General features: G+C 63.2%; 23 protein-coding genes. 12 read left to right on the top strand and 11 right to left on the bottom strand.

Features of this window, described 5'->3' with window-relative positions:
• On the top strand, positions 1–1,464 hold the full coding sequence (gene gatB, locus AC30NL_RS11740; protein WP_489464182.1) for an Asp-tRNA(Asn)/Glu-tRNA(Gln) amidotransferase subunit GatB: 1,464 nt from the start codon (positions 1–3) through the stop codon (positions 1,462–1,464).
• 73 nt (positions 1,465–1,537) lie between these two features.
• Here the strand turns inward: gatB and AC30NL_RS11735 are convergent, their stop codons facing one another.
• Both AC30NL_RS11735 and pyrE read right to left on the bottom strand, forming a co-directional pair.
• Positions 1,538–2,248, bottom strand: a complete 711-nt coding sequence (locus AC30NL_RS11735; RefSeq protein ID WP_489464181.1) for a DUF4124 domain-containing protein — start codon at positions 2,246–2,248, stop codon at positions 1,538–1,540.
• Positions 2,249–2,926: an orotate phosphoribosyltransferase gene (gene pyrE / locus AC30NL_RS11730; protein WP_489464190.1), complete on the bottom strand. Its 678-nt coding sequence runs from the start codon at positions 2,924–2,926 to the stop codon at positions 2,249–2,251.
• A gap of 14 nt (positions 2,927–2,940) precedes the next feature.
• Here pyrE and AC30NL_RS11725 point away from each other — a divergent pair, with 14 nt between their 5' ends.
• From AC30NL_RS11725 to AC30NL_RS11710, 4 genes are all read left to right on the top strand, one after another.
• Entirely contained in the window at positions 2,941–3,726 is a 786-nt protein-coding gene (locus AC30NL_RS11725; protein ID WP_489464180.1) for an exodeoxyribonuclease III, read from the top strand.
• A gap of 133 nt (positions 3,727–3,859) precedes the next feature.
• Positions 3,860–5,572, top strand: coding sequence for an AMP-binding protein (locus tag AC30NL_RS11720; RefSeq protein WP_489464179.1), 1,713 nt, complete (start codon positions 3,860–3,862; stop codon positions 5,570–5,572).
• Positions 5,569–7,164, top strand: a complete 1,596-nt coding sequence (locus AC30NL_RS11715; RefSeq protein WP_489464178.1) for an AmpG family muropeptide MFS transporter — start codon at positions 5,569–5,571, stop codon at positions 7,162–7,164. The genes AC30NL_RS11720 and AC30NL_RS11715 overlap by 4 nt, the downstream gene beginning before the upstream one ends.
• Positions 7,165–7,260: 96 nt before the next feature.
• Complete coding sequence (locus AC30NL_RS11710; RefSeq protein WP_489464177.1) at positions 7,261–8,241, top strand: M48 family metallopeptidase; 981 nt, start codon at positions 7,261–7,263, stop codon at positions 8,239–8,241.
• 153 nt (positions 8,242–8,394) lie between these two features.
• Here AC30NL_RS11710 and AC30NL_RS11705 read toward each other — a convergent pair whose 3' ends face one another.
• Entirely contained in the window at positions 8,395–9,054 is a 660-nt protein-coding gene (locus AC30NL_RS11705) for an alpha/beta hydrolase (RefSeq protein WP_489464176.1), read from the bottom strand.
• A gap of 200 nt (positions 9,055–9,254) precedes the next feature.
• Here AC30NL_RS11705 and AC30NL_RS11700 point away from each other — a divergent pair, with 200 nt between their 5' ends.
• Positions 9,255–10,190: a glycosyltransferase family 2 protein gene (locus AC30NL_RS11700; protein WP_489464175.1), complete on the top strand. Its 936-nt coding sequence runs from the start codon at positions 9,255–9,257 to the stop codon at positions 10,188–10,190.
• Positions 10,187–11,026: a ChbG/HpnK family deacetylase gene (locus AC30NL_RS11695; RefSeq protein ID WP_489464174.1), complete on the top strand. Its 840-nt coding sequence runs from the start codon at positions 10,187–10,189 to the stop codon at positions 11,024–11,026. Before AC30NL_RS11700 ends, AC30NL_RS11695 begins: the two co-directional genes overlap by 4 nt.
• A gap of 215 nt (positions 11,027–11,241) precedes the next feature.
• Here the strand turns inward: AC30NL_RS11695 and AC30NL_RS11690 are convergent, their stop codons facing one another.
• Both AC30NL_RS11690 and AC30NL_RS11685 read right to left on the bottom strand, forming a co-directional pair.
• Positions 11,242–11,613, bottom strand: coding sequence for a GtrA family protein (locus AC30NL_RS11690; protein WP_489464173.1), 372 nt, complete (start codon positions 11,611–11,613; stop codon positions 11,242–11,244).
• Positions 11,614–11,615: 2 nt separating this feature from the next.
• Positions 11,616–13,115: a glycosyltransferase family 39 protein gene (locus tag AC30NL_RS11685; protein WP_489464172.1), complete on the bottom strand. Its 1,500-nt coding sequence runs from the start codon at positions 13,113–13,115 to the stop codon at positions 11,616–11,618.
• A 500-nt stretch (positions 13,116–13,615) separates the two neighbouring features.
• Here AC30NL_RS11685 and AC30NL_RS11680 point away from each other — a divergent pair, with 500 nt between their 5' ends.
• Positions 13,616–14,254, top strand: a complete 639-nt coding sequence (locus AC30NL_RS11680) for a hypothetical protein (protein WP_489464171.1) — start codon at positions 13,616–13,618, stop codon at positions 14,252–14,254.
• 270 nt (positions 14,255–14,524) lie between these two features.
• Here the strand turns inward: AC30NL_RS11680 and AC30NL_RS11675 are convergent, their stop codons facing one another.
• Both AC30NL_RS11675 and AC30NL_RS11670 read right to left on the bottom strand, forming a co-directional pair.
• Entirely contained in the window at positions 14,525–14,710 is a 186-nt protein-coding gene (locus AC30NL_RS11675) for a hypothetical protein (RefSeq protein WP_489464170.1), read from the bottom strand.
• Between the two features lie 14 nt (positions 14,711–14,724).
• The gene (locus AC30NL_RS11670; protein ID WP_489464169.1) at positions 14,725–14,949 is read right to left on the bottom strand and encodes a hypothetical protein; all 225 of its coding nucleotides are present in this window, start codon (positions 14,947–14,949) and stop codon (positions 14,725–14,727) included.
• A 204-nt stretch (positions 14,950–15,153) separates the two neighbouring features.
• Here AC30NL_RS11670 and AC30NL_RS11665 point away from each other — a divergent pair, with 204 nt between their 5' ends.
• Positions 15,154–15,462: a hypothetical protein gene (locus tag AC30NL_RS11665; RefSeq protein ID WP_489464168.1), complete on the top strand. Its 309-nt coding sequence runs from the start codon at positions 15,154–15,156 to the stop codon at positions 15,460–15,462.
• Positions 15,463–15,466: 4 nt separating this feature from the next.
• Here AC30NL_RS11665 and AC30NL_RS11660 read toward each other — a convergent pair whose 3' ends face one another.
• Positions 15,467–15,976, bottom strand: a complete 510-nt coding sequence (locus tag AC30NL_RS11660; RefSeq protein ID WP_489464167.1) for a flavin reductase family protein — start codon at positions 15,974–15,976, stop codon at positions 15,467–15,469.
• Positions 15,977–16,070: 94 nt separating this feature from the next.
• Positions 16,071–16,892 (bottom strand): HDOD domain-containing protein, encoded by an 822-nt coding sequence (locus AC30NL_RS11655; protein ID WP_489464166.1) that lies wholly within the window; start codon positions 16,890–16,892, stop codon positions 16,071–16,073.
• Positions 16,893–17,121: 229 nt separating this feature from the next.
• On the opposite strand from AC30NL_RS11655, the gene AC30NL_RS11650 reads away from it, so the two are divergent.
• Complete coding sequence (locus AC30NL_RS11650; RefSeq protein WP_489464165.1) at positions 17,122–17,247, top strand: hypothetical protein; 126 nt, start codon at positions 17,122–17,124, stop codon at positions 17,245–17,247.
• Between the two features lie 201 nt (positions 17,248–17,448).
• On the opposite strand, the gene AC30NL_RS11645 is transcribed toward AC30NL_RS11650, so the two are convergent.
• Both AC30NL_RS11645 and AC30NL_RS11640 read right to left on the bottom strand, forming a co-directional pair.
• A complete protein-coding gene (locus tag AC30NL_RS11645; protein ID WP_489464164.1) occupies positions 17,449–18,960 on the bottom strand; it encodes a HAMP domain-containing sensor histidine kinase in 1,512 nt (503 codons plus the stop codon).
• A 118-nt stretch (positions 18,961–19,078) separates the two neighbouring features.
• On the bottom strand, positions 19,079–19,792 hold the full coding sequence (locus tag AC30NL_RS11640; RefSeq protein WP_489464163.1) for a response regulator: 714 nt from the start codon (positions 19,790–19,792) through the stop codon (positions 19,079–19,081).
• Between the two features lie 121 nt (positions 19,793–19,913).
• Here AC30NL_RS11640 and AC30NL_RS11635 point away from each other — a divergent pair, with 121 nt between their 5' ends.
• Complete coding sequence (locus AC30NL_RS11635) at positions 19,914–20,483, top strand: sigma-70 family RNA polymerase sigma factor (RefSeq protein WP_489464162.1); 570 nt, start codon at positions 19,914–19,916, stop codon at positions 20,481–20,483.
• A gap of 156 nt (positions 20,484–20,639) precedes the next feature.
• Positions 20,640–21,578 carry a CysB family HTH-type transcriptional regulator gene (locus AC30NL_RS11630; protein ID WP_489464161.1) on the top strand — a complete coding sequence of 313 codons (939 nt, stop codon included), beginning with the start codon at positions 20,640–20,642 and terminating at the stop codon, positions 21,576–21,578.
• The last annotated feature ends 82 nt before the right edge of the window (positions 21,579–21,660 follow it).

Genomic DNA, 21,660 nt, shown 5'->3' with positions numbered 1-21,660 from the left:
ATGAGCATCAATAAACTGATCCGCGGCTACGAGGTCGTCATCGGCCTCGAAACGCACGCCCAACTCTCGACCCAATCGAAGATCTTCAGCGGGTCGCCCACGGCCTTCGGCGCAGAGCCGAACACGCAGGCATCGCCCGTGGACCTGGCGTTGCCGGGAACCTTGCCGGTGATGAACCGCGGTGCGGTCGAGCGAGCCATTCGCTTCGGCCTCGCGGTCGACGCGAAGGTGGCGAACCATTCGATCTTCGCGCGCAAGAACTACTTCTATCCCGACCTACCCAAGGGCTATCAGATCAGCCAATATGAAACACCGGTGGTGCAGGGCGGCAAGATCGAGTTCTTTGTGGCGACAGGCTCAGGGCAATCGGAAAGTCGGAAGGTGAACCTGACGCGTGCCCACCTCGAGGAAGATGCGGGCAAGTCTTTGCATGAGGACTACGCGGGACTGACCGGCATCGACTTGAACCGCGCGGGTACGCCACTGCTCGAGATCGTCTCCGAGCCTGACATGCGCTCGAGCGCGGAAGCGGTCGAGTATGCGAAGACGCTGCACGAACTTGTAAAGTGGATCGAAATCTGCGACGGGAACATGCAGGAAGGCTCCTTCCGCTGCGATGCCAACGTGTCGGTACGCAAGCCCGGGGCGCCCTATGGCACGCGGCGCGAGATCAAAAACCTGAACAGCTTCAAATTCCTGCAGCAGGCGATCGACTACGAAATCCAATGGCAGATCGACTTGATCGAAGACGGCGGCAAGGTCGAACAAGCGACCGTGCTGTTCAACCCCGACACCGGCGAGACGCGCGCCATGCGGTTGAAGGAGGACGCGCAAGACTATCGCTACTTCCCCGACCCTGACCTGCCGCCGCTCGTCATCGCGCAATCGTGGATCGACGAGGTTCGCGCCAAGATGCCGGAGCTGCCGCGTGTCATGGCCGCACGCTTCCAGAAGGACTACGGCCTGCCGGAATACGATGCGTCGATGATGACGCAGAGCAAGGCCTTCGGCGACTTCTTCGAGGCCGTCGCCAAGGCCTGCGGACAACCCAAGCTCGCAGCCAACTGGTTGATGGGTGAGGTGTCGCGCCGGCTTAATGCAGAAGGACGCGAGTTGGATGCGAGCCCGGTGTCTGCAGCGACCTTGGCGACACTGATCTCACGCATCGCTGACAGCACGATCTCGAACAACGGCGCGAAGCAGGTACTCGATGCGCTGTGGACATGCGAAGGTCAGGACGTGGACGCCGTCATAGAGGCCAAGGGTCTCAAACAGATGAGCGACACCGGCGAGCTAGAGCGCATCCTCGATGAGGTGTTGGCGGCCAACGCCAAGTCGGTGGAAGAGTTCCGCGCCGGCAAGGAAAAGGCGTTCAACTCGCTTGTGGGTCAAGCGATGAAGGCCACCAAAGGCAAGGCGAATCCGGCGCAAGTGAACGATCTGTTGAAGAAGAAGCTCGGGTAGGTATTGGCAGGGTAGTCAGTGCAACCCGGGAAGTCTTTGAAACAGGCGCATTCCCGGTTTCACCCGGCCCAATTCACTTTGCGGCTTTTTTAACGCCCGATGCCGCCGGCACTCCAGGAATCGCCCCCATTGACCCGGCTGGCGCTCCGGCCCACAGCTTCTTCAATCGCGCCAGCTCCAAGTCAAACAGCGAGTTGATCCGCCCGATTTCCGACTGCTGGTTCTGGACCAGCGAACGCTGTGCGTCGGTGGCCGCGTCGTTTGCGTCGAGTTGCTGCTTGAGCTTCAAGGGCAACTGCTTGCCCTGGTAGAACTCGGCCTCATTGATCAGGGGCTTGCGGTCGACGGCAAGGTCGGCAATGCGCTTTTCGGACAGTTGCACAGCCGTGCGAACGCCGTCGAGCGCGGCGGCGCGCGCCTTGTTGTGTGCTGCTTCATTCGGAAATCGAACCATCAGGTTGCGGTCGCGGCGGGCGGCATCTTGCTGCTGGGCGCGTTCCGCCGCAGCCTCGCGATCACGCTGCTCCTGCTCCGCCCGTTCATCCGCGGTCGGCGTGGGCGGCAGCACATGCTTGACCGAGCCGTCCGGATTCAGCACCCGCTGGTCGCGCGTCGAGCATTCGGTAATCGGCCGGTCGGACGTGAGCTTCTTGCCGTTTGCGTCGGTGCAGGTGTAGATGGGCGCCGCCCAGACGCCGCCCGCGGCAAGCAGGCAGCCGGCAATGCACACCCGGGCGCCGCGGCCGACCCCCTGCGACTTCTTCAAACCACAGCGCTGAACCATTCACACTCCGTATCGTTCACGGTACGAGGCCACGGCTGCGAAATGGTTTCTCAGCTCAGGGTCGTCGTTGGAGCGCAAATATTGCATGAGATCCGTCAGGCTTGCGATAGAAATGACGGGAATGCCGTATTGGCTCTGAAAGTCTTCAACGGCAGATCGGTCGGAGAGGTTGTCATCGCGACCGCCGCGTTCCATGCGATCCATGGCAATCAGCACGGCGGCGGGCTCGGCGCCGGCGGATGTGATCATTTCTACCGATTCGCGCTTGGAGGCGCCGTCGGTGATGACGTCGTCGATGATGACCACGCGGCCCTTGAGCGGCGCGCCGACCATCAACCCGCCTTCACCGTGGGCCTTGGCTTCCTTGCGGTTGTGGCAAAAGGGCACGTTCTTGCCCAGTCCCGCCAGCACCATGCCGGCACCTGCGGCCAAGGTGATGCCCTTGTAGGCCGGCCCGAAAAGCATGTCGAAGGGTACACCCGAGGCAAGCAGACGCCGGGCATAAAATTCCGACAGGCGCGCCAGCTTGGCGCCGTCATCGAAGAGACCGGAGTTGAAGAAGTAGGGCGACAACCGCCCGGCCTTGGTCTTGAATTCCCCGAATCTCAACACGCCAGTCTGGACGGAAAACGCCACGAAGTCCTGTGCGAGGTTGTCATTCGGGGCAGCCGCACTCATTGAGGACATTGCTAGTGTTCCGTCTTGTCACGTTGAATTTGAACGGTATCCGCTCGGCAGCCAACAAGGGCTTCGTGCCCTTCGCGGAGGGACTCTCGGCCGATTGTATGGGGGTGCAGGAGATCAAGGCGCAGGTCTGCGACATCGAAGGACGCTTCGACCACGTCGCGGGCATGAGGGGGCATTTCCACTGTGCTGAGAAGAAGGGCTATTCGGGCGTGGGGCTCTACAGCCGCAAGGAGCCGAGCCAGATCATCTCAGGCATCGGCAATGACGAGTTCGACGCCGAGGGTCGCTACATCGAGATGCAATTCGACACGCCCGGGCGCAAGCTGAGCATCATCAGCTGCTACTTTCCTAGCGGATCAAGCGGTGAACATCGGCAACAGGCCAAGTTCCGCTTCCTGGCCTTGATGGCGCCGCACCTCATTCGCATGAAGGCCGAGCGCGAGTTCATCCTCGTGGGCGACGTGAACATCGCACACAAGGAAATCGACCTCAAGAACTGGAAGAGCAATCAGAAGAACAGCGGCTTCCTGCCCGAGGAGCGGGCGTGGATGACGCATGCGCTCGAAGAGATCGGGCTGGTGGACGTGTTCCGCAGACTCAACCCGCACCCGGAGCAGTACACGTGGTGGAGCAACCGCGGGCAGGCCTGGGCGAAGAATGTGGGGTGGCGGCTGGACTACCATTTGGCGACGCCAGCCATCGCAGCGACGGCGAAGAAGGAACACATCTACCTCGAGCAGCGGTTTTCGGACCATGCGCCCCTGGTGATCGACTACGACTTCTCGCTGTAGGCCAGCCCCTCTTGACTTGTCGGCATGAGAGCGCTCGCGGTAATGGCAGTCCAAAAGGTCACCCCAAAAACATCCTGATCGACGGGACATCCAGGCAATACGACACTGCGGCAATCTCAAGCCTGGAGGCACTATGCCGACAACGCAACAACTCACACCCATCGACGCATTGATCGCGCGGACCCGAGAACGTCCGGATGCGGTCTACATGCAGCAGCCCATCAACCGGCAATGGCGCACCTGGACCTGGGCGCAAACGCTCGATGAAGTGCGCCGCATGGCCGGGGCGATCGCGGCGAACAATTTCCCCGTGGGTAGCCGCATTGCGATCATGTCGAAGAACTGCGCCCACTGGGTGATGGCCGATCTCGCGATCATGATGGCGGGGCACATCAGCGTGCCGCTCTATCAGAACCAGTCGGCCGAGACGACACGCTACGTGCTTGATCACAGCGGTGCGGTGATGGTCTTCATCGGCAAACTCGACGAGCCTGAACGGGCCAAAGAAGCCCTGCCTGCGAACCTGCCTCGCATCAGCTTCCCTTATCCGCACCGGCTGCAGGGCGACGATTGGGACGAGGTCGTCAAGGCGCATCAGCCGATCGCGCTCGACCGTCTTCCGAAGATCGACGGCATTGCGAGCATCATGTACACATCGGGCACGACGGGCACTCCGAAAGGCGTGGTAACGCGGTTTCGGCACATCGAAGCCGCCATCAGCGCCGGCCTTCGGCTCTTCCATTTCGACGGCAAGGATCGCTACCTTTCCTACCTGCCGATGTCGCACGTGGCCGAACGCGCACTGGTTGAAATGGGCAGCCTCTACTCAGGCATGACGCTCTACTTTGTCGAGTCTCTCGACACCTTCGCCGCAGACCTGCAGATCGCGCAGCCCACCGCCTTCTTCGCAGTGCCGCGGCTTTGGACGCGCTTCCAGATGGGCGTGCTCGCGAAGATGCCTCAGCACAAGCTCGATCGGCTGCTGGGCATCCCGATCATCTCGGGCATCGTGCGAAAGAAGATCCGCAAGGCGCTGGGCCTGGCCAAGGCGCGCGTGATCGCGAGCGGCGCGGCGCCCATCTCGCCTTCGCTGCTCGACTGGTACACGCGGCTGGGCATCAACATCCACGAGGTCTACGGCATGACCGAGACCTTCGGCCAGGGCACGACCACCGCCCGTGGCGGCGCGCGTGCAGGCAGCGTGGGCAAGCCCTACGACACGGTGGAGATCAAGCTCGGTGATGGCGCCTTGAATGGCGGCGCGGCCGGCGAGGTGCTGGTCCGCACCCCCGCCCTCATGGACGGCTACTACCGCGAGGCCGAGAAGACCGAGGAAGTCATCACCGCCGACGGTTTCTACCGCAGCGGCGACCTGGGCAAGATCGCATCCGACGGTTCCTTGCAGATCGTGGGTCGCGTGCGCGAGCAGTTCAAGACCGGCATGGGCAAGTTCGTGTCCCCCGCACTCATCGAGAGCCTGCTGATGGAAAGCGCCATGATCGAGCAGGTGTGCGTGATGGGCAACGGCATGCCGCAACCGGTGGCAATCGCGGTGCTGTCGGACGTGGGCAAGGCGCAACCGCGCAATGCCGTCGAGGCCGCGATGAACGAGCTCATGAAGAACGTGAACCTGCAGCTCGAATCGCACGAGCGGCTTGCCAAGCTCGTGCTGACCACCGACCTCTGGACCATTGAAAACGGCATGCTCACGCCTACGCTCAAGCTCAGGCGTTTGCCGATGGAAGACAAGTACCGGGCGGCGGCCGAACGCTGGGCGGACGAGCACGGGCTCGTCCTGTGGCAGGGCTCGTCGTCGTCTCGAGCGGTCCCTAGAATGGCCGCATGACTGTTCCCGCCTCGCATGCTGCGCCCGCCTCCCGCTTTGATCTGGCTGCGCTGCACCGGCTGGTCGTCGTCACCCTGCTCGGCTTCGCGTCGGGCCTTCCTCTCGCGCTCACAGGGCAGGCCATGCAGGCCTGGCTCACGGCCGAAGGCGTGGGCATCGCGACCATCGGCCTCCTGAGCATCGTCGGGCTGCCCTACACCTTCAAATTCCTATGGGCGCCGCTGATGGATCGCTTCGAGCTGCCCTGGCTCGGGCGGCGGCGCGGCTGGGTGGTGCTCACGCAATTGATCCTCGCAGCGGTGCTGTGGTGGATTTCGAACACATCGCCCAGCCACGCCACGCACACGTTTGCGCTGCTTGCCACGCTGCTCGCCTTCGTGTCTGCCTCGCAGGACGTGGTGGTCGACGCCTACCGCACCAACCTGCTTGCACCCAAGGAGCGCGGCCTCGGCTCGTCGCTGTACGTGATGGGCTATCGCATGGCGATGATCCTGTCCGGCGGCATCGCCTTCATCTGGGCCGACCCCAATCAGGGCGGCGCGTGGACCTGGCCGGAGATCTATCGGTTCATGGGCTGGATGATGGTGGGCGCTGCCGTCGTGACTGTCGTGTTCCTTCCACGACTCGCTCACGAAGAAGTGCCCACCAGCGTGGCGAGGCAAGACCTCATCGGGTTCTTCGCGGTGGTGGTGGCCGTGGGTATCGGCTTCTTGCTGAGCGAGCGATTCAGCCCGCCGATCGCCGAGGCAATCCTGTCGCCACTGCTGTCGCACACGACGATGGCGCCGGCGCTGCAGAAGAAATGGATCGACCTGCTCGCATTGATGCTGGGCCTCGGATTCACCTTGCCGCTCGCCGCATTTGCCGCGCAGAAGGCACGCTTCGAAACCCTTCTCGGCGGGTTGCGCAGCTACTTCGTGCAGACGGGGGCGTGGCCCTTTCTGGCCTTCATCGTGTTCTACAAGCTCGGCGATGCCTTTGCCGGTTCGCTGCTCACACCTTTCCTGCTGCAGGGCATGGGCTTCGGCATGGCAGAAGTCGGTGTGGTCAACAAGATCGTCGGCATCTGGCTGTCGATTGCCGGCGCCCTGATCGGCGGTGTGCTGATGCTGCGCCTCGGGCTTTGGCGGTCGCTGCTGATCTTCGGCATCTTGCAGATGCTGAGCAACCTGGGCTTCTGGTGGCTTGCGGTCGACGGCAAGGGCCTGATGCCCGGCCTGGTGCTGCCGGCTTTCGACTGGGGCTTCGTCAAGCTTGCTCAACCGACGCCGGTCGACGGCGGCCTGCTGCTCGTGATCGCTGCGGAGAACCTTTCCGGAGGCATGGGAACGGCGGCGTTCCTCGCCTTCCTGATGAGCTTGTGCAACCAGCGCTTCACCGCCACACAGTACGCGCTGCTGTCGGCCTTTGCATCGGTCGGCCGCGTCTGGGTCGGACCGCTGGCGGGCGTGCTCGCGGAGTCGATCGGCTGGCCCACCTTCTTCGTGATTTCGACGGTATTGGCCGCGCCTGCACTCGTGATGCTGTGGTGGCTGCGGGAACCGGTTCGAGCACTTGAAGTGGACCCCGACGCACCGCTTGTCGACGATTGAAAACATCACATTCGCCGCTTGAAGGCATGATGGCAACCACCATAGTTACTGTATCGATAGACCAGTACCAGGCTGCTGAATCCGAGGCCCCAAGCCATGATTTCCGACACCGAACTGAACACTGACTACTTTCCCGATCCTTTGCTGGGCTTGCACGCGTTCGGCTGCTCCTGCGCGCTTCATTCACGCCGACGCTTCGCTGCCGTGCTGGCTGGCGCAAGTGCCGTCGCTGCTTTGCCCGGATTGGCGCTCGCCGATGGCGTGGACGTGGGCGAACGCTCGCAGCTGAGCGGCTTGGTTCCCGCCGACCAGATCGAGAGCGCTGCACAACAGCAATACCGCAAGTTGTTGCAGGACGCTGCTCGGCAACGGGCGCTTGCACCCGAAGGGCATCCGCAGGTGGTTCGTCTCAACGCCATCGCAAGGCGACTCATTCCGCATGTGATGGCGCCCAATCTGCATTCCACGCCGCGCGCTTCCGGCTGGCGATGGGAAGTCAACCTGATCGGCAGCAAACAGATCAACGCGTTCTGCATGCCGGGCGGAAAGATTGCCTTCTATTACGGCATCCTGGACCAGTTGAAGCTCAATGACGACGAAGTCGCGATGGTGATGGGCCACGAGATGGCCCACGCCTTGCGCGAGCACGCCCGCGAACGCATGGGAAAGTCGGCAGTCACCAATGGCGCGATCGAGATTGGCGCGGCGCTGCTGGGCCTTGGCAACGGCGGGCGCTACCTCGCCAACATCGGCGGCCAGTTGTTGTCGTTGCGCTTCAGCCGGGGCGATGAATCGGAAGCCGACAAGGTGGGCTTGGACCTCGCCGCCCGTGCCGGCTACGACCCGCGTGCGGGTGTGACGCTGTGGCGGAAGATGGGACAGGCCAGCAAGGGCGCACCACCGCAATGGCTGTCAACCCACCCGGCGGGCTCTGAGCGGATCCAGCAGATCGAATCGAATTTGCCTGCCGTCATGCCCTTGTACGCGCGCGCAGACAGGCCCAACCAGCGCTACGACCCGCCGACCGCGTCACAGATCAGGCAGGACGTTCGCGATTCGCGCTCGACAACGGAGTAACAGCAGCTACCAGCCCGAAGGAATGGACCGCAGGAGCACTGTTTCGCGGCTGTCGGCGGTGTTTGAATCGTGGTGAATGTGAACCCAGGCTTTGTACGAAATTCAGGATTTGGCCCGGAACAAGTTCCCGTTTTGGGCCAAATCCTTACCTCTTCACAGAACCCCAAGAAGCCACTTCTGCAGGTCATGGATCTCCTGCGGGCACACCGAGTGCTGCATCGCGTACTCGTGCCACTCCACCGGGTACTCAAGCGCCACCAGCGCATCGCGCGAAGCGGCCGCGCGGTCGAAGGGAATCACGGTATCGCCCCGGCCATGCGCCATGAAGACGGGCACGTCGGCGTTGGCCGGGCTGCGCTGCGCGGCCAACGTATCGGCCAGCGGCAGGTAGCCTGACATGCCGATCAGCCCCGCCAGGCGCTCCGGGTAGCGCAGCCCTGCGAGCAGCGTCATGGCGCAGCCTTGCGAGAAGCCTCCGAGCACGATGCGACTGGCAGGAATACCGCGCGCTCGCTCCTGGTCGATCAGCGCCTGCACCTGCGCCAGGGACCGCCTCAAGCCGGCTTCATCCTCGCGGCGCACGACGTCGGCTGCAAGGATGTCGTACCAGGCCCGCATGACATAGCCGCCGTTGATCGTGACGGGGATGGCAGGCGCGTTGGGGAAGATCCATCGCACGTCACCCTTGCTTCGCAGATCGATCTCGTCGGCGAAGGGGACGAAGTCGTTGCCGTCGGCGCCGAGGCCGTGCAGAACGATGATGGAGGCGGACGGCGCGGGGCCGGTTTCGATTTCAATGGCTTCAAGCGACATGTGGCGAATCATCGCATCGATCGGAAAGCGTGGCCCGGGTCAGAGGATGACTCAGGAACAACTCGCCGTCGAACCAGCGTCCATCCACCGATCGTCACCCCATGCAGGTGGTCTTGCACCGTCGTACAGTCTCGCATCCGCCACCGTGCCCGCGCATGATCGAACTTTCACGCTCACCCCGCCCCGCCATCAGTTGCGTCATGCCAGCGTACAACGAGGCAGAGAACCTGCCTGTCGTGCTGGCCGACGTCACACGCCAGCTTGCCGAACTGACCGAGCGCTGGGAACTCATCGTCGTCGACGACGGCAGCCGCGACAACACCGCACAGGTGATGCTGCCCTTCCTCGTGCAGCCCGGCGTGCGCTACCTGCGCCTGTCGCGCAACTTCGGCAAGGAAGCGGCACTCACGGCAGGCATCGACCATGCCGAGGGCGATGTCGTGCTGTTGATGGACGCCGACGGCCAGCACCCCGTGACGCTGCTGCCGCGCATGCTCGACGCATGGGCCCAAGGGGCCGACATGGTGTGCGCCGCACGCTCTTCGCGCGCCGATGAATCGTGGGCCAAGCGCGCAGGCACCTGGCTTTTCTATCGGCTCGTGAATGCCAACCCGTCGGTGCAGATTCCGGTCGACGCGGGCGACTTTCGCTTGATGGACCGAAATGTGGTCGACGCTTTGAAGGCGCTGCCCGAGCGCAACCGCTTCATGAAGGGCCTGTATGCGTGGGTCGGATTCAAGACCGAAATCATTGACTACCTGCCCTCCGAACGCATGGCGGGGCAGAGCAGCTTTTCCTTGAGGGCGCTGGCACGGCTCGCATTCACCGGCGTGACTGCGTTCAGCAACCTGCCCCTGCGCCTGTGGAGCGCCGTGGGGATGTTCGTTGCACTCGGTGCACTCGGATTCGCGGCCTGGATCATCGTCGAGCATTTCGTGCATGGGCACGATGTTCCAGGCTGGGCCACGCTCGTCACAGGGATGATGCTGTTCAGCGGCGTGCAACTGATGTCCATTGGCATCCTTGGCGAATACGTGGGCCGCATCTTCGACGAGGTGAAACAGCGACCGGTCTACGTGATCGGCGCATCGGCGGGCAAGGGCGCCCTGACGCCGCGCACCGACCGGACGGCATGAGCGATCCGGGCTCGAAAGGCATGCGCACGTTGGCGGTGTGCGCAGATGATTTCGGCATGTCGCCAGGGGTGTCGCAAGTCATTGCACGCCTCGCACGCGCAGGGCGAGTCAACGCGACCTCGTGCCTCACGAACGCGAGCCATTGGCGCACGAGTGCTCGGCTGCTGAAGGACCTGCCGAATGCCGTCGACGTAGGGCTGCATTTCAACCTGAGCGAAGGCGAGCCCTTGAGCCTCGAGTTACGGCGCGTGTGGCCGCAACTGCCCGCCTTGCCGGGGCTGATCGCCAATGCGCATCTGCGCAGACTGCCCCTGACCGCCATCGCCGCCGAGTTCGCGGCACAGCATGCGGCCTTTGTCGAAGCGGTGGGACGATCACCGGCCTTCGTGGATGGGCATCAGCATGTGCATCACCTGCCGGGAGTTCGCGAACTGGTGATCGACGCGCTGGGGCCTGCGTCGTCTGCACCCGCCATTCGCAACACGGGCCGCGTGAGCGGACCAGGCTTCGGCATCAAGCGAGCATTGATCGCGGGCACGGGTGGCAAAGCGCTGCAGCGCGAATTGGCGAGGCGCGGCATCGCGCACAACCCGGCATTGGTCGGGGTCTATGACTTCATGCCGGAGGCAGCCTACAAGAAGCTGATGAAGGGATGGCTCGCATCGGTACCCTCCGAAGGGGCTCTGTTGTTCTGCCATCCAGGGGCGGCGGATGGTGCGAGGGACGCCATCGCGAGAGCGCGAGTGGTCGAGGCTGAATATTTCGCGAGCAATGCATTCGCGGATGACTTGCTCGAGGCGAAGGTCAACATCGGTCGCGTTTGGCGACGCATTTAGTAGTCAGAAGGCAACCCCTTCTCTCTTCCTCTTTCTACTACCCACAACTCCCCGTTCGGGCTGAGGTATCGAAGCCCTCGTCAAACGGTCGGGATCTCATTGGAAAGGACATTGGTTGACCCATCGAGGGGCTTCGATACCTCAGCCCGAACGGGGATGGGGATGGCGGGGATGGCAGAGATAGCGGGAGTGGCGATGAACAACCGGCCTCGAATTCAACCTGCATGACGGAAGGTCCAGACGCGGTTAATGGCAAAAGTGAGCACGAGGCTCGCCAGCGTCGCCATGACTTGCCCGATGAGATAGTGGACGCCGACCTTCACCGCCACGCCGACGATCAGCATTCCCAGCAAGGCCCCGGCGATCGCCGTCCCCTGGAACTTGAGCCATGCCGGCAGCACATCGCCTTCGTGCGAAAAGGTAAACCCCCGATTGCCGAAGAACGCCACCTGCGCCCCCGCCACCGCGCCGATGCCCGACCCCCACCACGCGGGCCAATGCACCCACTCGACGACGATCGCAAGTAGCGCGTAGTGCACTGCGGTCGCGACAGCGCCGACAAGCGTGTAGCGAATGAAGCGCCTCATGCTCAGCAACGCCGCGCCGGCGCGCGGATGAGCTTGAGTTCTTTGTCGACGTACATCGTCTCGATGCCAGCGATGCCGGCGAGATGCGGCTCATTTGCCGGATGCAGCACGAACCACACCGCGCGTCCTTGGCAAGTCAGCTCGCCGATTCGCCCGATCGGCCACAAGACCTTCTGCGCCAGAGTCGGATCGAAACGCCCCGCGTCGTACAACTCCTTGCGCCAGTTATCGCGCTTGGGGATGTCGGGATTCGCCCAATCGGCCACGACGATCAGCGGCTGGTGGAGATTCATATAAAAGCTCAAGTCGTAGAACACCTCGTCGATGAAGACGATGTCATCGCCCGGCGTGATGTGCTCGGCCAGAAAGGCAGCCCCGGGCTTGGCCGAGTGGGGTGGCTTGACAGCGAGGTAGATCACCGGAACCAGGCACGCGGCCACGCCAACAGCGACAGTCAACCGCCACCACCGATCGAGGCACGCCGCAGCGAGCGACAGAAGCAGGCACCATGGCGCGATCGCCGGAAGCACATAGCCGACGAGCTTCGAACTCGGCAGCGAGAAGAAGCCCACGATCGAGACGATCCACCATGCATACAGTGCGAACTGCCAGCGCTGCGGCCCCGCGCGCTCGCGCCACGCATCGCGAAGCGCAAGTGGCAGCCACAGGCTCCACGGCAAGGTCAGGGCGGGCAACAGGACCACGTAGAACCAGCCGGGATGCGCGTTGTTGAAGTTGGTCTGCACGAAGCGGCGAAAGTGCTGCTCGACGATGAAGTAGTCGAAGAAGCCCGGGTAGCGCTGCTGCATCAGCACGAACCAAGGCAGCGCGACAACTGCAAAGACGACGATGCCCACGGGATTCAGAAGCCGCAGCACCGTGCGCCAACGACCTTGCGCGAGCAGCCACGGTCCGACCACGATCGCCGGCAGCACGATGCCGATCAAGCCCTTGGCGAGCACCGACAAGGCCGTGAAGGCCCATGCGATCACGATCCATTGCAAGCTCGGCCTCTCGACTTCAGCCGCGCGCACGAAGGCCAGGACAGTGGCCGTCAACATGCCGCCCACAAGCATGTCGAGATTGGCGTATTGCCCGGCTACAAAGAAGAAGGGCGTGGTCGCGAGCACCATGAGCGTCATGGCCGCCGCACGTGCGCCGTGCCAGCGCCGCACTGCCAGGAAAATCGCCGCGCCCATCACCCAGGCCCCGACGAAAGGCCCGATGCGCGCGGTGAACTGGTTGACCCCGAGCGCCGACATCGCGGCCATGTCGAGCCAGTACATCAAGGGCGGCTTGTGGAAGAAGGGCAGACCGTTGAGCAAGGGGGTGAGTCCGTCGCCTTGCAGCATGTCGCGCGCAACATTGGCATATCGGCCTTCGTCGGGCAGAAGAAGCGGACGCAGTCCAAGAGTGGCGAGCAGCCACAGCGCGAGTAGCGTCAGCGCTCGGCGTGGCGCGAACCACGGAGAATCGGTTGTGCTGGAAGGAGATGAGGACACGGCGAGGGGGCGGATACGAGCAAGGTGCATTACATCATCGGCTTGTGATGCGCCTGACGACAAACATCTCCCTCGACAGGAGTCGCGCGGGCCTTCGCCTGCCACCCTGCGAGAAGGTCATGGATAAGCAAGCGAAGAATCCTCTATGCCGAGGACAGGCGCACAGCAGCAGGGCCTTGAGCCCGCGGCACGTCACGGTGCGCATGCGTCACTTTCGTCTTTCCGTCGCTGACTTCGCCCCGGGCACCAAAAACTGACAGATGCTCATGCAGACTATGTTCATGCTGCCATCCATCGCTGTTACACACCCCCGATATCCGTCTCTCGCGACCGCTGGCGTTGCTGCGAGCGTCAGCCCGATTGCGGCGGCTGAGTCTGCTTCGCGCGGGAGCGCGGATGCCGGATTGCGTCTGTTGCTGCCGTCTCGAACGGCCATCGGATCGCCCACTGCATTCCCTCCACCGAGCCGACTGCCAGCTCCAGCTGTCAAAACCACGGAGTTGGATTCGAAGCCGACTCACGGCACGAAGGTCACGGTTCCCGGCAGCTTCAGCCTGGTCGACCACTACCTGGACAAGGTGCCGAACCTGCTGGCCATCTCGATCAGTGCCCGAGAACAGCGCATGGTGCTTACGTCAAAGGTGACGAGGATGGCGCTGCGTGCGATGCAGAACCCGACCGTGGTTCGCACCTTCACGGACGACATTCAATTACTGCACCCCATTGCATTCGGTCCGGCCCAGCGCAAGCTGGAAAGGCGCAGTGAGATTGTGGCTAACGCCCTTCGCAAAGGTGAGATTGCCGACGTCGTGTCCCAGGACATGCTCAACAAGCTGATGCCTTCGGATGAGGAAATCCAAATCGCAAAGACTTGCGAAGGCCGCTACATCAGCCTGCAAGGTGTCGGCAGAATCTCCGCCATCAAACGAGCGTCCAAAGCAGCAGGACGAGTTCTGTCGATCGAAGTCACGTGCTTCGATCTGAGCGGCATGCCCTTTGTTGCATCGAAACTGCGAGCCATTGCGGCGTCGTACAAGGGCGAGGAAGGCGCGCTGTCCAAGGCAATCGGTGCACTATTGACCGCGGGAGCAGTCGCGGGAACGGGCTTCGCCGCTGGAAAGCTCATCAGGACCTTGTGAGTTCACCCGCCGACATGCCCCATCCCGGAGCCCTTGGTGCGCTGCAAGTGGGTGACTATTTAAGTAGCACTCGGCAGATGGCCGAGGTGTTCGCTGAACCGGCTCGCTGAACCCGTCGCGACAGTTGGAACTCAGGCTTCTGACCCCGGCGCCGGAAGTTTCTGAGGTTTGAGCTTAAAAAAAAAGGGGAGCGGGACAGGGAGCCGGGGACTCGCTCTCTCCTACCCCGGGTTGCCCGCTCCCCTGGACGTCAAGTGAACAGCAAGTCGTTCACTTGACGTCGTATGCGCCGGGGCGCAGAAACAGGCTGAGCTGCGCGGGCGCGCTTCTCGATTGGAGGACTTGGTACGAGCGACCCACGGTCGGCGCAAGGTTGGCCGGCGCAATGCGACGGACCGGGTCACTCGATGCACGCGACAGGACCGAGGGCGCGCGTGAAAGAAAGGCGAGAAGCATGGTCGACTCCGGGTTCAGCCAGCAGTGAATTCGCTGTGTGCGAAATTGGGCATCTCGGGCAGGCGCAGCGCGTTGGCCGCGCGGCTGATCCAGCTCTCGATGTCCAGGCTCGAAGGGAAGCGAGGAGCGGCCGGCTGAGCCAGTCGCAGGAGGGAAGACGCACCACCGCGACAGGACGGCGCGGCACGGCGAGCCTGGCGGGGAGCCGCGCTATGGCGCAGACGTTTTATCAGCAACATTCAACGACATCCTGTGTGATGTGCCTCGACAACTGCTGTCGATGCCTTTGCCATCACAAGCGCAGCTTCCGTGCCAGCGAAGTTTGCATCGTGACAACGTTGTGTGTGCCTCCCGAGAGACAAACTGTGTCCGTCTCCTGGCCCTTCAGTACCGAAGCGTGACCGGAACGTGAATCTTTGTTACCAAAAACGTCAGAATGTGTCATGGCAAATGCCGCAGCACGCTACGACGCACAACCGTATGTGGACGACACGGAACGTAAGCATGGCTGCGTCGCTTCCCGCTTCGACGAAGCGTATGAACAGATTCAGATTCTTCCCGACGGACCGCAGCGCCTTGCCCTGCTGCGCGAGGCGCTCAACATCGTGACCGCACTTGCTCCGCACAAGTACAACGTGCACCTCACCGACCTGTCGCAGCCTTGGCTCATCGGCTACCGTCGTCCACTCTACGGGCGTCAGTGCTGGCAGTACGTCGACATTGACGAAGCAAGCGCGCCAGGGAACATTTGACAAGCTACAGCGGCAGTTCCGTGTAGTAACGCCCGCCGTGGAAGATGAGCGGCTGGGCACCTTCGCGCTGCTCGCAGCGCTCGACTTCGCCGACGAAGATGACGTGGTCGCCTTCTTCGTAGCGGCTGCGGTTGAAGCATTCGAAGACCGCGGCCGCGCCTTCGATGATCGGGGCGCCGCCGCTGCCTTCGCGCAGTACGAGGCCAGCGAAGCGGTCGACCGACTTACTCGCGAATCGCTCCGCAAGTTCACGCTGGTCAGCCGCAAGGATGTTGATCGCGTAGTGCGACCCGCGCGAGAACGCCGGCATCGACCCGGCCACGCGCGCCAGGCTCCACAACACGAGCGGCGGGCTGAGCGACACGGAATTGAAGGAATTGGCGGTGAGCCCGATGCGCTTGCCATTGGCATCGCGACCGGTTACCACGGTCACGCCGGTAGCAAACATGCCCAGTGCCCCCCGAAATTCATCCAGTGAGAAGCTCGGCAAGCGGGCCTTGGTTGGGGGAGTCATGCGTCCATTGTCCCGGATCGGGGCATCCCGGAGAACTCCGCGGTTTCGATACGGCGGGTGCTTGAGCGTGACATTCTGTTGTGCGCACAGGCTTTCAGCCAGCGTTGCGCGCAATGGCAGCCTCGATCTGCTCCTTCACCCGTCGCGTGCCGCTCATGACGAGCGAGACGTCAAGATCGGCCTGTGGCGCCACCGCTCGGGCGACGTCGTCGAGTGTTTCGGGGTCGACCATCAGCGAGTTGGCCAAGGCCGAGATCGCACAGATGGCGCGGCGTTGCACCTGTGTCGGCAACTCACGGGTGGTGTTGACTGTGACGTGATAGCGAACGCTGTGCACCGCTGCGGGCGCGAGGCCCCAGCTTTCGCAGAGTGCCGCGCCGAGCGCGTCGTGGCTGACGCCGAATTCCTGGTGTTCGAGGAACAGGAGTTCCTCATCGTCCTTCGACGACTTGAGCATCGGGCGATATCGCTCGGGCGAATGGCGGAACAGAACAGCTTTGCCGCACTCTTCGAACAGTCCGGCAGAGTGTGCAGCCCATGGATCGACGTTCAAGACGTTGCCAATGCGGCCCATCAACAAACCCCGAACGCCCGCACGTTCCCACAGCGGCTCGAGTTCCGGCGCTGCCGGAAAGACGGCCTTCAGCCCCATCTCGAAGGTCACCGCCGCGACCTCGCGAGTGCCGAGGAAGGTGATGGCCTGCTGCACGCTCTGCACGCGCCCCGACAAACCGTAGAGCGATGAGTTGACAGCCTTCAACACCGCGGCGGCCAGCGCCATGTCGGATTCCACCAGCGAACTCAGCGCCTGCATGTTCACTTCTTCGTCTGCGAGCAGCAGCGACAGCTTCACCAGCGAATCAGGCTGGGCCGGGATATCGATGTTCAACGAACGGAGTTGGGGATCGACGGGCATGGTCGGCTTTCTGGGCGCAGGAACTCAAATCCAATGCTACGACTGCACGGGGAATGAAGGTGCAACGAACTGACTGCGCAAAGCGGCACAGTTCGGGTTTTGCGGCCAAATGACGCCTTTTCACCCTGGAACCCGACATGAGAGGCTGAGAGTATTTCGAGCGTGTCCGAGCAGCACGCTGAAGAGAGCGGGGACGAGGATCAGGCCGCCACCGCCTACGATCGCATCGATGAACCCGGCAAAGAGCAAGGGTGACGGTGAAAAGGTCGAGCATCAGGGGACACATGAGCAGGACCGATTCCTGCGGGGGCCCGATGAAAAAGGGCGCTGGAAATCCAGCGCCCTTTCATTCTGACATCGGCCAAAAGCCCTGCCGTCATTCGCGCGCGTAGGCTTGCGCCCCGGCCGCGTCATTTTGTCTCCTCAAACCCCGCCCATGCGCGGGCACAAGCAGGTGCTCGCCGCGAGAAATCGCACTTTAGGCGCGGATGGTTGGCGATGAAATCAGGGGTTTCCCTGCGCCGCGGCCAGGCCGCAACAGTCTGTCTTCGATCTTTCACAGGGCGCGTGGCAAAGTAATCGCCACTTTGGTTCCTGCGCCCAATTCGCTCGTGACGACCACGTCGCCGCCATGCAGTTCGGCGATCCGCCTGACGATGGCGAGGCCCAGGCCCTTGCCGCCTTCACCTGTGGCGGGGGCGACGCTCTGGCGGCTTTGGTAGAAGCGGTCGAACAGATGCGGTACGTCGGACGCGGGTATGCCGGGACCGGTGTCCGCGACGCTGATCAAGACACGGTCGTTTTGCACGCGCGCCGAGAGTTCGATGCGGTCGCCCTGGCGGCTGAACTTGAGGGCGTTGTCAACCAGGTTGGCGACCGCTCGCTCGAAAAGCTCGATGTCGAGCGCGGCGAAGGGCGATTCGCCGTGTGCATCGTGTCCGGCTGTGATCGTCACGCCCCGCTGGGCGGCGCGTTCGCCGAATCGCACCGCGATGTCGTCGAGCAACTCGCCCGCGTCCAGCACTTCAGCCTGCAGCTTGAACTCGGGTTCGTCGAGTTGCGCCAGGTCGCCCAGCGACTGCACGAGGCGGGCGGCGTTGTTGGTGTTGCGAAGCGCCATTTCCACAAGTCGCCGGTCGTCCTCGCGCGCCGGCTCGAGGGCCCAGCGGGTCTCCAGCGTTTCCAGGCATGCCGCCGTTGCCGTGAGCGGCGAGCGCAGGTCGTGCGACAGGTTGCTCACGCCTTCGCGGCGGAAATGATCGAGACGCCGAAGCGCTTCCCACTGCTTGCGCAAGGTGGCAAGCATGGCCCGAAAGCCCGCTGCGAGCTGGCCGAATTCGTCGCCCGCCTGGGCACTTGGCAAGGACACCATGCCGGGATCGGTGGCGCCGCCATCCAGGCCTTCGCGCGACACCGCCGCCACGGCGTCGCTCAACTGCCGCAGGGGCTTCGTCACGGTCGCGATGACCCACCATGCGAGCAAGGTCGACAGCACCACCACGCCAACGATGGCCGCGATCGCGGGCTTGGCGAAGCTGCTGCCCACCACCTGCCATCGGCCTTCGGGCAAGGTGCGCTGGTGGGCAACGAGGTAGAGGTAGCCGGCGGGCCCGTCATCGTTGCGGATCACCGGGCGGCGCACCACCTTGGCGGCGATGACGGCGTTGGCGTCCATGCGTTCTGGGTCGTCGCCCATCACGTAGGGCATCGCCGGGTCGCCCACGGCCTTTCGCACCGGCTGCAAATCGACCTTGAAGCCGGGCGGCAGCTTCGCCTCGCCGGTGAAAGAGAGCACCGTGCCTTGCGCATCCAGCAGGTAGAGCTGCGTGTCCGGCTCGAAGAGCACGAGGTTGCGCAGAAAGCCGGTGAATTCGTCGGGATGCCGCTCGTGCATCTCGAACATGTTGTCGTACATGGCAACGACGCGGCCGAGGAAGGCGTTGGCCCGGTAGTACGTGGTTTCGTGCTCGAAGCGCTGGAAAGCGAAGAGGACGGTCGCGATCACGCCAAGCGCGGTGAGGGCGCCGGTGATGAGGATGGTGAGGGCGATCTTGAAGCGGACGGTCACGGTGCAAACGGGTGGGGACGACGAGATGCCGGGAGGCGTACCCCGTCCTGTCGAAGGGTCAGCCTGCATGCACAGGGTTGCGCCTGCGAATGCCGTTCGCGCTTCGACGCGCCATTCGTCACCTCGGCGCCTCCCGCATCTTGTACCCCGCGCCCCGCACAGTGAGGATCAGCTCGGGCCGCATCGGATCGGCCTCCAGCTTGGCCCGCAGCCGATTGATGTGCGTCGTCACCGTGTGTTCATAGCCGTCATGCGTGTAGCCCCACACGGCATTGAGCAACTGCCCGCGCGAGAACACATGGCCTGGATGCTGGGCGAAGTACAGCAGCAGGTCGAACTCCAGCGCAGTGAAGTCCAGCAGCTCGCTGCGGTAACGAACCTGCCGCTTGGTCGGCAGAATCTCGAGGTCGCCATTGCGAAGGGTGTTTGGCTGCGCTGCGGCGTTGGCTTGCGCGGCGCGCAGCAAGTCGGCACGCCGCAGCAGCGCCTTCACCCGCGCCAGCAGTTCCGCGAGCGAGAACGGCTTGGTGAGGTAGTCGTCGGCCCCGAGCTCCAGCCCCAGCACACGATCGAGTTCAGTCGACTTGGCCGTGAGCATGAGGATCGGCGTGCTCCGCCCCCGCGCCCGCAGCGATTTGCAGACCTCCAACCCATCCATGCCCGGCATCATCAAGTCGAGGATGAGCAGGTCGCTGGCCTGTTCGTTCTGGCTGTTCAGCGCCGCGAGTCCGTCGGCCACGGCCGAAACCTCATAGCCTGCATTGCGCAGGTTCATGACGATCAGGTCGCGGATGTCAACCTGGTCTTCGGCGACGAGGATGGTGGAGGGCATGCAGGGATTGTCGTGCCGGGTGACGGCTTCTTACGCAAATGTGATCTTCCTGTGATGTTCGGCGATGAGCGTGCGAGGTGGCGCGACCAAAGTTCACTCATCGCAGACCAGGAGCCTAGAGATGAACGCCAGCGCCACCACCGCCTTGAAGAGCGCATTTCACCCCGCGCTGATTGAGAACAACCCCCTCGGCGCCCTGTCGTGGAGCGACTTGGTCGCACACCGCGCCTACCTCGTGCGCTTCGCCCAGCGCAAGCTGCACGATCCGATGCTGGCCGAGGATGTGGTGCACGACGTGTTCGAGGCGGTGATGACCGGCCGCGCGACCTTCGCCGGACGCGCCGCAGTGCGCTCGTGGCTGACCGCCGTGCTCAAGAACAAGATTGTCGACCTGGTGCGCCAGCGTGCGTCCTGCGACAGCCTTGACGCCATGTCCGACGATGATGGACCGGACGCCGGCGTCGCTTCCATCGAATGCCCGCACGCCCGGCCGGATGAAGTCGCAGAACAGCGAGAGTTCCTCGCACGCACCCTGGAGCGCATCGACCAGTTGCCGGCGGGTCTGCGCGATGTGATGCACCTGCGCGCGATCCAGGACCAGTCGACCGAAGCCGTGTGCCAGACGCTTGCGATCAGCGAAGAGAACCTCTTCGTGAGGCTGCATCGGGCGCGCAAGCAGTTGGTGTCGTAAGCGTCGTCGACGTCGATGCGCAGCGGGAGTCCCGCCAGTTATGCGTCGGCTGCCTATCGATCAAACCAAACCATCCTTGCCCTGCTTCATCGTTTTCCGCAGAATTCGAGCCCTTTTTATGCGAAATTCGCGCAAGCGAAGCACCTCGGGCTCCCAATGAATTTCCAGCAATTGCGCTCCGTGCGCGAAACCGTGCGGTGCGGCTTCAACCTCACCGAGGTGGCGTCCGTGCTGCATACCTCGCAACCCGGCATCAGCCGTCAGATCCGCGAGCTGGAAGACGAGCTGGGAATCGAAATCTTCGTGCGGGCAGGCAAGCGCCTGACGGGCTTGACCCCGCCTGGCGAGACCGTGCTGCCCATCGTCGAGCGCCTCTTGCTGGACGCCGACAACCTGAGGCGCGCCGGGGCCGAGTTCAGTGCTCAGATGAGCGGCCGGCTGTCCATCGCGGCGACGCACTCACAGGCTCGCTATGCATTGCCTGCGGTCGTGCGTGACTTTCGCCAGCTCTATCCGCAGGTCACCTTGAACCTGCATCAGGGCTCGCCCAAGCAGGTCGCGGAGATGCTGATTTCAGGCGAGGCCGACATCGGTGTCGCGACCGAGGCGCTCGCTCACTACGAGCAATTGGTCGCACTGCCGTGCTACCGCTGGACCCACAGTGTGGTGGCTCCTCCGGGGCATGAGCTGTTCAAGCAGAACGGCCCATTGACACTGCAGCAGCTCGCACGGTTTCCGATCATCACCTACGACGCGGGATACACCGGCCGCACGCACATCGACGAGGCGTTTGAGCGCGAGGGCCTGAAGCCGAGCGTGGTGCTGACGGCGATGGACGCGGACGTGATCAAGACCTATGTCGAGCTGGGGATGGGGGTCGGAATCGTGGCGTCGATCGCGTTCGATGCGGAACGCGACCGGACCTTGCGCGCGCTGGACGCGGGGTCGCTGTTCGAAGTGAATCTCACGCGGCTGGCGGTGCGGCGCGGGACTTGGCTGCGCGGCTATGTGTACGCATTCATGGAGGCGTTCGCACCAACGTTGACGCGGGCGAACGTGGAGAAGGCGCTGCAGGGCCAGCAATTCTCATTTTGAAAATCACCCTGTGCGTGGTTTCTTGGGAGCTGGAGTGAGGCCATCGAGCATGAAGGCGATGAGTTGGTCCCAGTGTTCAAAG

This window comes from Rhizobacter sp., assembly GCA_021153565.1.
GTDB lineage: Bacteria > Pseudomonadota > Gammaproteobacteria > Burkholderiales > Burkholderiaceae_C > Albitalea.
Note: the sequence above shows the minus strand (reverse complement) of the source record. Positions and strands in the feature narration are given on the sequence as shown.